The sequence below is a fragment of the Enterococcus sp. 3H8_DIV0648 genome (genome assembly GCF_002140655.1).
GTDB classification, from domain to species: Bacteria; Bacillota; Bacilli; order Lactobacillales; family Enterococcaceae; genus Enterococcus_A; species Enterococcus_A hulanensis.
Window position 1 is genome coordinate 1,324,156 of sequence record NZ_NGLG01000001.1, and the last position, 2,880, is coordinate 1,327,035.

At 39.0% G+C, this 2,880-nt stretch carries 1 protein-coding gene and 1 pseudogene; both read left to right on the top strand.

What is annotated here, in order from left to right; all coding sequences use genetic code 11:
* Window positions 1–128: 128 nt before the first annotated feature.
* Window positions 129–2,240: an LTA synthase family protein gene (locus A5875_RS06060; protein WP_088932773.1), complete on the top strand. Its 2,112-nt coding sequence runs from the start codon at window positions 129–131 to the stop codon at window positions 2,238–2,240.
* Window positions 2,241–2,677: 437 nt separating this feature from the next.
* A pseudogene (locus A5875_RS23570) lies at window positions 2,678–2,880 on the top strand (hypothetical protein); the annotation flags it as partial.

Here is a 2,880-nt window from a genome sequence, read left to right on the forward strand (position 1 = left end):
GCTTATAAAGTTTTCTTTAAGCATGATTGCTCTGATTTCGATAAGAATTGACGGCGTTGACGTAAGCGAGTAAACTGTTAACAAGTGAACATTCCGCATTTTTTTCTGCGGCAGAAAGGAAGTTACTATTGAAAAAACTAAAAGCTCCTGCATTTTTGAATAAACGTCTCGGCTTTTATGCGTTACTGACATTCTTATTATGGGCGAAAAGTGTTTTTGCATACCTATTTGAATTTAATTTAGGGATCGAAAGTCTGACTCAGTACTTCATCCTGTTTATCAATCCAATCGCGTCGACGATGTTCTTATTGTCGATTGCCTTATATGTGCGACGGTCGAAAGCCTCTTACACCACAATGATGATCATCTACGCACTGGCGAGCTTCCTGCTCTTTGCCAATGTCGTTTATTATCGTGAATTTACCGATTTTATTACGGTCAACACTTTCTTAGGTGCCGGCAAGGTTGCCAGCGGCTTAGGTGAAAGCGCCGTTCGACTTTTCCGTCCATACGATGTTTTATATTTAATTGATATCGTGATCCTGCCGATTCTTTTATGGCGTAAAGGCATCAAGCGTGAAGATCGTCCTGTCCGAGCTCGGATGGCTTTTGCGATGACTGCTCTTTCAATCATGATTTTCTCAGGAAATCTTTTCCTAGCAGAAGCAGATCGTCCTGAATTATTGACACGTACATTCTCACGCGACTACTTGATCAAATATCTTGGGGTTAATGCCTTCACCGTTTACGATGGCATCCAAACGTATAAAACCAACCAAGTCCGTGCAGAAGCAAGCCCCAATGATTTAAAAGAAGTCGAATCCTACGTTAAAGAACATTATGCTGCTCCAAACAGCGACTATTACGGAATCGCAAAAGGACGCAATGTAATCACGATCCACTTAGAAAGTTTACAGCAATTTGTGATCGACTATAAGCTGAAGGATGAAAATGGACAAGAACATGAAGTAACACCATTCTTGAATAGCATTTTCCATAGCAACAGTACCTTTAGTTTTGATAATTTCTTCCACCAAGTAAAAGCTGGGAAAACTTCCGATGCTGAAACATTGATGGAAAACTCATTATTTGGTTTGAACCAAGGCTCATTATTCTCGCAACTTGGCGGAAAAAATACATTCCAAGCTGCTCCAGATATCTTGAAGCAAACCGAAGGCTACACGAGTGCCGCTTTCCATGGGAACTCCGGAAGCTTCTGGAATCGTTCTGAAACATATAAAAATCTTGGCTATGATTATTTCTTCGATTCATCTTATTATGATGTAAACGATGAAAACTCATTCCAATACGGACTGCATGACAAACCTTTCTTCCAGCAATCTGTGAAATATCTGGAACGTCTGCAGCAGCCATTCTATTCTAAATTTATTGCTGTATCTAACCACTACCCTTATAGCGAATTCAAAAACGATGAAGCTGGGTTCCCAATGGCAGATACTAGCGATGAAACGATTAACGGGTATTTTGCCACAGCAAACTATTTAGACAAAGCGGTTGAAGAATTCTTCAACTACTTAAAATCTTCTGGTTTATATGATAATTCGATCATCGTAATGTATGGTGACCACTATGGGATCTCGAATTCAAGAAACTCTGATTTAGCACCACTGCTTGGCAAGTCAAAAGAAACATGGTCAAACTTTGACAATGCGCAAATGCAGCGTGTCCCTTACATGGTTCACGTACCAGGACAAGAAAAAGGCGGCATCAACCACACTTATGGTGGCGAAGTAGACGCTCTGCCTACCCTGTTGCATCTTTTAGGTGTTGACACAAGCAAGTATATTCAATTAGGTCAGGATTTGTTGTCTAAGGACAATGATCAAATTGTTGCCTTCCGTGATGGCGACTATGTAACTCCGGAATATACGTATTACAGCGGAAGCTTGTATAGTAACAGCAATGGATTGGCAATCACTGAACCAAGCGAGAGCCTGCAAAAACAAAGCGAAGAATGGAAGGAAGCTGTCTCTACTCAGTTGAGTACTTCTGATAATATCAACAATGGTGACTTATTACGCTTCTATTCTGCCAGCGGTTTGAAACCTATCGATGCTTCTCAATATGACTATAAAGATGGTCTGAACAAGATGGAGAAAATCGAGAACAAATTAGGCGATAAATCAACCAGCCTATTTGATCAAAATGGAAAGAAATCCACTCAAGAGCTGTACAAGACCGAAACGTATAAACAATATCAGGAACAAAGCCAACAATAAGTTATATCGAACACTCTTCACGAAATTGTGAAGAGTGTTTTTTTGACTATAAAGATTCGGGTGTCAAAAGCCTGTTTTGAAGGAAAAAGTTTTTTGTTCGCTAAAATAATAGGAACAGATCGCTAATTTTACAATGGATTTAAGTAATGATCACCACAAATTAGTGTTTAGACATTAAAAAATGGGATTAGACAAAGCAAGCATCCTAACTCTTACTTTTGACACCCGAATCTATAAAGAAAGTATAAAATCTTTACATGAATAAATCGCTTTGTAGCGGGTATATCTATGTCTGGCTTCACGAACTAGCTTTATCGGCAATAAGCAAAAGCTGAGCGAGTTCGCGAAGCCTTTCTTATCTGCTCTTATTTCTTCCGATAGAATTCATATTTCTTTCAAATTAGGATTTTATACTTATTACTAAGAGGTGGGAATCTATGGAATTAATTTCAACAACGCTTTCAACAATCAAACGGCATCGCATACAATTCTCGATTTCATGGGTGATCTGTCTGGTCACTCTCTTTATCTTGACGAGTTTAGGAATGCTTAAATTAGTGTTGAATCAACTCAATTCCTCCACGCAGATTCCGTTATTTACCACAAAAGAAATTCAACAACTACAGCAATATTATTCCGA